Genomic DNA, 6,461 nt, shown 5'->3' on the forward strand with positions numbered 1-6,461 from the left:
ATTTTAGAAATTTTTTTTTTCATTTCATACACATATAATTATGGTCATGGGTGGAGGAAAATGTTACAATAGAGGGACTGTCCTTTGTATCTTGTATATGATTAAGATTAATTTGAATATAAATTAAATAAGGATTTAGGCCATATAATTTGAGGAGGTTTACAAAAGTGAAGAGGAAGTTAATACTAATAGTGACATTAACACTAGCCTTTACCACAGCGTGTGGAGGAAAGAATACCATAAGTGAAAATACAGTAGATGAAAAGATAAAAACAGAGAATAAAATAGTAGAAAAAAAAGTTACCAAATCTGAAGAAGAGCAAGAAAATATAATGAGAGAATTTGATAAGGTAATGGCAGAGATTACTGAAAAGGAAATTATAGAGTTTGTAGATAATAACATAGAAGGATTATCAGAAGAAAATGGAACTAGATTGGTTTTAGGAATCCAACAAGTTCAAAGAAGAAAGATAGAAGATAGAGTAGATAGTTTTTTTGAAGTAAATATTCAAGAAAAAATGATTGAAAAATTAGATGATACTTTTACATTGGATAAGATTGACAGGGTAGAGGATGAGGAATTAAAAAACTTTTTACAGGAAATAAAGGATAGTGGATATAATATTTTTATGACAGAAGGTAGCTATTATCCTATTGAAGACTTTGAGTTTTATAAAAAATATATTCCCCACGTGTCAGAGGACATGAAGGAGTATATAGAACTTCAAGCCATAGAGACAAATAATATTTCATCTTCAGATGCAGCACTAATTATTTCTTGGAAAGAAGTTTTAGACAGGGCTTTAAATCATGAAAAATTTATAAATAAGTATCCTGATTTTCCAAGGGTTGAGGACATAAAGAAGCAATACTTATTCTATATTATGGCATCTATCTTTGGAGAAAGTAATACTCCAGCCTTTGATTATATGGATGAGAGACTAAATGAAGAATTAAAGGAAAGTTATTTTAGTTTAGATTTAAATGATACTGATAGTAAGTTTATACAAACTTTAAAAGAGTACATAGAATTACTTGAGAAAAACAATTATAAACTTACAGATGAAGTTCAAGAATATAGAAATGGTATTTATAATGGATTTCAAAAGGAATTAGGAATGTAAATGTTATAAAGAATATTGATGGCATTAAAAATAAAAAGTACAGCAAGTTTATATTTCCATGGATTTAACTATTAAAATATCCTACTATCAAGTAGATAGAAAATGTAGTTATGGAAAACATAAATATATATCCTAATATTTGATGAAGAAGTATGGCATTAGACAAAACTGTAAATACTAATAGGAATATCCACACTATTACAAAATATCTAATGTGGCTGTTAATATAGGACCAGTGGTTTTGCAGTATTTTTGCAATCATAAAAATACAATAAAATAAAGTTATAAAGCCTATGAATGCTAATAATATACCAACTATAGTATGGTTAGCTAGGCGTTGGAGTAATAATAAATGATATGTTGTAGATGATACGGCAACGAACCATAGATTGTGGCTTTTATCAAGTAGTATACTACCAACTAGGCAACAGGTTAATCCTATTAATGATAAAGAAAAATATTTAAATAATTTTATTTTCATACAAAACTCCTCATAAATAAGAATATGACTATACTCATAATATGATTAAAAATTTAAAAATATTAATAATTAAGAGTTAAAAATATTGACTTTTAAATAAAATAAGATATAATTAATTGAAAATACTTATGTTAAATACATTGATAAAGAAGAGTAGGTAAAAAAACTTTTAGAGATGGAAGTCCATAGGCTGAAAGATTTCCTAAGGCAATTTTTACTGAAGGTAGCTTTTGAGTAGTTAGGCTGAGAAATATATATGTAGGCTTAACCGGGTGATTCCGTTAAAGATATTTAAGTGTTAGCTTGAAATCAAGCTGAAATTAAGGTGGTACCGCGAATAATACCCTTCGTCCTTATTATGAGGATGAAGGGTTTTTTTATTGTTTGGAGGTAAAAATGTTTTATTTTGGAATTGTAACTTTTATAATGGGAGCACTTTTAGGGTATACACCTAAGTTTGTTATAAATTTCTTTGGCCAGGAAAAAATACATATGGTAAAGATTTTAGGATTCATTATATGTATATTAAGTTTTCTTACTATTACCAGAAATGAATATCCAGCTAGCTTGGAGTTTATAAGAATATTTTAGATAAGACTAAGGAGGAAGAAGGATGGAAAGAAAGAATTTAGAAAAAACGTATAGTCCTCAAGACTTTGAGCAAAGAATATACGACTTTTGGATGGAAAATGATTATTTTAAGGCGGAAGCAAATGATGAAAAGGAACCTTTTACTATAGTATTGCCACCACCTAATATTACGGGACAACTTCACATGGGTCATGCCCTTGACCATACACTACAAGATATCTTAATTCGTTTTAAGAGAATGCAAGGTTTTGAAGCATTATGGTTACCAGGAACTGACCATGCATCTATTGCTACAGAAGTTAAGGTAGTAGAAAAGGTTTTAAAAGAAGAAGGTAAAACTAAAGAAGAATTAGGAAGAGATGAATTCTTAAAAAGAGCATGGGATTGGAAAGAAGAATTTGGAACTAGAATCGTAAAGCAAATGAAAAAATTAGGTAACTCCTGTGACTGGTCTAAAGAGCGTTTCACCATGGATGAGGGATGTAATAAATCCGTTACAGAAGTATTTATAAAGCTTTATGAAGAAGGCTATATCTACAGGGGAAATAGACTTATAAACTGGTGTCCAGACTGTAAGACTTCCCTTTCTGATGCAGAAGTTGAGCATGAGGAAAAGGCAGGAAGTTTCTGGCATATTAAATATCCAGTGAAGGATTCTGATGAGTTTGTAGAAATAGCTACAACTAGACCAGAAACTATGCTTGGAGATACGGCTGTTGCAGTAGATCCAGAGGATGAAAGATATGAGCACCTAGTAGGAAAGACTTTAATATTACCAATAGTAAATAGGGAAATTCCTGTTATTGCAGATAGCTATGTGGATAAGGATTTTGGAACGGGATGCGTTAAGATTACTCCTGCCCATGACCCTAATGACTTTGAAGTTGGACTTAGACATGACCTAGAGCAAATCACAGTTATGACTGATGAAGCTAAGATGAATGAAAAAGCTGGAAAATACCAAGGTATGGACAGATATGAGTGTAGACGTGAACTTATTAAAGATTTAGATGAAATGGGTTTACTTGTTAAGATAAAAGAACATGACCATAATGTAGGTATATGCTATAGATGTTCTACAGTAGTAGAGCCAAGATTATCAGATCAATGGTTCGTTAAAATGGAAGAATTAGCTAAGCCTGCCATAGAAGCAGTTAAAAATGGGGATACGGAATTTGTTCCTGAGAGATTTGATAAGACTTATTACCATTGGTTAGAAAACATAAGAGACTGGTGTATTTCAAGACAATTATGGTGGGGACACAGAATTCCTGCATACTATTGCGCTCATTGTAATGAAATTATTGTATCTAAGGAAAAGCCAGAAGCTTGTAAATGTGGATCCAATGATTTAAGACAAGATGAGGACGTACTAGATACATGGTTCAGTTCTGCCCTATGGCCTTTCTCAACTCTAGGATGGCCAGAGAAAACTCCAGAACTTGAATATTTCTATCCAACTAATGTATTAGTAACTGGATATGACATTATTTTCTTCTGGGTAGTTAGAATGATGTTCTCAGGACTTAAGCAAATGGGAGATGTGCCATTTAAGCATGTATTTGTACATGGACTTGTTCGTGACTCTCAAGGTAGAAAGATGAGTAAGTCATTAGGAAATGGAATTGACCCATTAGAAATCATTGAACAATATGGTGCAGATGCCCTAAGAATGACTTTAACTACTGGAAACAGCCCAGGAAATGATATGCGTTTTTACATGGAAAGGGTAGAAGCTAATAGAAACTTTGCTAATAAACTATGGAATGCAACTAGATTTGTATTAATGAACTTAGACAAGGATGAGTTTAACAAGGAAGAAGTTAAAGGAAACTTAAACTTAGCTGATAAGTGGATCTTATCTAGAATGAACACGGTAGTTAAGGAAGTTACAGACAACCTAGAGAAATTTGAATTAGGTATGGCAGTACAAAAGGTATATGACTTTATTTGGAGTGAATACTGTGACTGGTATATTGAATTAGTTAAGCCTAGATTATATGGAGAAGATAGATTAAGTAAAGATGCAGCATTATGTACTCTAGTTACAGTTCTAAAGAATATATTAAAGCTTCTTCACCCATTCATGCCATTTATCACTGAAGAAATCTGGCAAGTAATGCCTGCTACAACAGGTAGTGTAATAGTAGCAGATTGGCCAACATATGATGAATCATATGAGTTTACAGAAGAAGAAAAAATGATGGATACAGTAATGAACGCCATAAGAAGTATTAGAAATGTACGTGCTGAAATGAATGTAGTTCCATCTAGAAAGGCTCGTGTAATCGTAGTTGCTGATAAGGCATATGATGCAATCCAAGCAGGACGTGAATACTTCATGACTTTAGCTAGTGCCTCTGATGTGCTAGTATTAAAGGAAAAGAAAGACATTCCTGAAGATGCCATGAGTGCAGTTATAGAAGGAGCTGAAATCTTCTTACCCCTTGCTGATCTAGTAGATTTTGAAAAGGAAATTGAAAGATTAGAAAATGAAAAGAAGAAGTTAGAGGGTGAACTTAAGAGGGTTAATGGAAAACTATCCAACGAAAAGTTCGTAGGAAAGGCACCAACCCATGTAGTAGAAGAAGAAAGAGCTAAAAAAGAAAAGTATGAGTCTATGATGGAGAAAGTTTTAGATAGATTAGAAAGCATGAAGAATAAAATTAAGTAAATATAAAGGAGCCTTTGAATATATAGGATAAGTTCTATATTTAAAGGCTCTTTATTTATATAGGCTATATTTTAAAATATAGAATTATGTGCACACTTAACATACGATTGCCAGTGGATAATAACAAATTAGCCTCTATTTAAATACTCATTCACATCAGCAATGATACCTGATACATCCGAATCCATTACAATTTTATAAACATTTGCAGTATCTGCTACTGGAACTGCATTTGGAACATGAAATCCCATCATTTCAACTGTTTCTTTGATAAAGAATGGACTTACAGCATTAACTCTCACACCATTGAACTGTTCAATGTTAATTGCACGAATGTACCCTTCAAGGCCAACATTTGCCATTGTGATTGAAGAAGCCCCCGGCATATAAGTGTGACTTGCAGTACCTGTAGTAACAATAATAAAACCATTTTCTTTAACAGAGTGTACACCGTATCTTATAAGATCAATTTGACCTCTTAATTTACTATTGATAGCAAGATCAAGCTCTTCATCACTTTGAATTTGAAAAGGTGCCATTTTACCATCCCCAGTTGTTGAAATAATACCATCAACTGGACCAATATCTTCAAACATTTTTTTTATAGAATCTTTGTTTTCTATATCTACTTGATAATCACCTCTTGATCGCCCAACTGCAATAACCTCATGCTCTTTTCTTAATAATGAAACCACTGCACTTCCAAGTGTTCCTGTTCCGCCAACTACTAAAATTTTCATATTATATCATCCTTTTCTTTTATAATTTTTTGTTTGTATAATTAAAATTTCGTTTGGTTAAGTCAATTCAATATTCTGCTTTTTACATGGGCACTGTACGAATGGTCACGAGATTGAATTGGCTTATCAGATTTACCAAATCCAATTAAATCAGGAGCGATAACATGGTAACCTTCATTGATCAATTGAGGAATCATATGTCTGTATAGATAACTCCAAGAAGGTTGACCATGTAATAAGAAAATCACCTTATGATTTTTATCGCTTTCATACTACACAATGCATTTTAAGTCCATGGAGATCCATATAGTTTGGTTTTAATGGATAGTCTTTTAAATTTGAAAAACCATGCTCGGGTGTCTTTAATATTTTTTGACTCATTGTATTGCTCCTTTCATCTAAAAAATAGATCCTTGTTTTGATAAACTTAGTATAGTATTTAAAATTGAAAATGAATAGTACTATAATTAATCTGATATACTATGAAAAAAAGTAGTAATGTTGATTTTGCTAGGTTGTATAGATTTAAAAAGTTTGAATTTTAGTTAGTCGTATTGACAAGTGTTATGATTTGGATTAGATTATAATTAAAAATATTGAAAAGTAAAAGTACTATAATATTTATGATATACTACGTTTTTACGTAGTAATGTTGAAAATTAAGGAGTTGAACTAAATGAATAAAGAACTACTAGAAGTAGGGTGTAGTGTTGTAAGCGTAAAAGATTTGACGGATATATATATTAAGATTCCTTTGTTACAATTATAGGAGAAAGTAAGGAGGTCCTAGTTATGGCAAAGGAATCAACTAAAATTAATTGGCAGCATATCATAAATCTATACAACTCCTA

At 31.6% G+C, this 6,461-nt stretch carries 6 protein-coding genes and 1 other annotated feature; of the genes, 3 read left to right on the forward strand and 3 right to left on the reverse strand.

All coding sequences use genetic code 11. The features are described from left to right. The first annotated feature begins 167 nt into the window (after positions 1–167). The gene (locus N4A57_RS15700; RefSeq protein WP_293658985.1) at positions 168–1,124 is read left to right on the forward strand and encodes a hypothetical protein; all 957 of its coding nucleotides are present in this window, start codon (positions 168–170) and stop codon (positions 1,122–1,124) included. Positions 1,125–1,188: 64 nt separating this feature from the next. Here N4A57_RS15700 and N4A57_RS15705 read toward each other — a convergent pair whose 3' ends face one another. Further along, positions 1,189–1,605, reverse strand: a complete 417-nt coding sequence (locus N4A57_RS15705; RefSeq protein ID WP_293658986.1) for a hypothetical protein — start codon at positions 1,603–1,605, stop codon at positions 1,189–1,191. A gap of 131 nt (positions 1,606–1,736) precedes the next feature. Beyond that, positions 1,737–1,963, forward strand: a binding site (T-box leader). 38 nt (positions 1,964–2,001) lie between these two features. Between N4A57_RS15705 and N4A57_RS15710 the strand changes: the two genes are divergently transcribed. Beyond that, positions 2,002–2,196 (forward strand): hypothetical protein, encoded by a 195-nt coding sequence (locus N4A57_RS15710; RefSeq protein ID WP_293658987.1) that lies wholly within the window; start codon positions 2,002–2,004, stop codon positions 2,194–2,196. Between the two features lie 22 nt (positions 2,197–2,218). After that, positions 2,219–4,870 carry a valine--tRNA ligase gene (locus N4A57_RS15715; RefSeq protein ID WP_293658989.1) on the forward strand — a complete coding sequence of 884 codons (2,652 nt, stop codon included), beginning with the start codon at positions 2,219–2,221 and terminating at the stop codon, positions 4,868–4,870. A gap of 128 nt (positions 4,871–4,998) precedes the next feature. On the opposite strand, the gene N4A57_RS15720 is transcribed toward N4A57_RS15715, so the two are convergent. Further along, positions 4,999–5,610, reverse strand: coding sequence for a short chain dehydrogenase (locus N4A57_RS15720; RefSeq protein WP_293658990.1), 612 nt, complete (start codon positions 5,608–5,610; stop codon positions 4,999–5,001). 62 nt (positions 5,611–5,672) lie between these two features. Beyond that, positions 5,673–5,858 (reverse strand): alpha/beta fold hydrolase, encoded by a 186-nt coding sequence (locus tag N4A57_RS18675; RefSeq protein WP_442863866.1) that lies wholly within the window; start codon positions 5,856–5,858, stop codon positions 5,673–5,675. Positions 5,859–6,461 lie beyond the last annotated feature (603 nt).

The organism is Anaeromicrobium sp., assembly GCF_025210435.1.
Lineage (GTDB): Bacteria > Bacillota > Clostridia > Peptostreptococcales > Thermotaleaceae > Anaeromicrobium.

What these genes read in the sequence shown, in the direction of transcription:
- N4A57_RS15715 (WP_293658989.1), top strand. Translation starts at nt 2,219, where the DNA reads ATGGAAAGAAAGAATTTAGAAAAAACGTATAGTCCTCAAGACTTTGAG.
- N4A57_RS15710 (WP_293658987.1), top strand. Translation starts at nt 2,002, where the DNA reads ATGTTTTATTTTGGAATTGTAACTTTTATAATGGGAGCACTTTTAGGG.
- N4A57_RS15720 (WP_293658990.1), bottom strand. Translation starts at nt 5,610, where the DNA reads ATGAAAATTTTAGTAGTTGGCGGAACAGGAACACTTGGAAGTGCAGTG.
- N4A57_RS15705 (WP_293658986.1), bottom strand. Translation starts at nt 1,605, where the DNA reads ATGAAAATAAAATTATTTAAATATTTTTCTTTATCATTAATAGGATTA.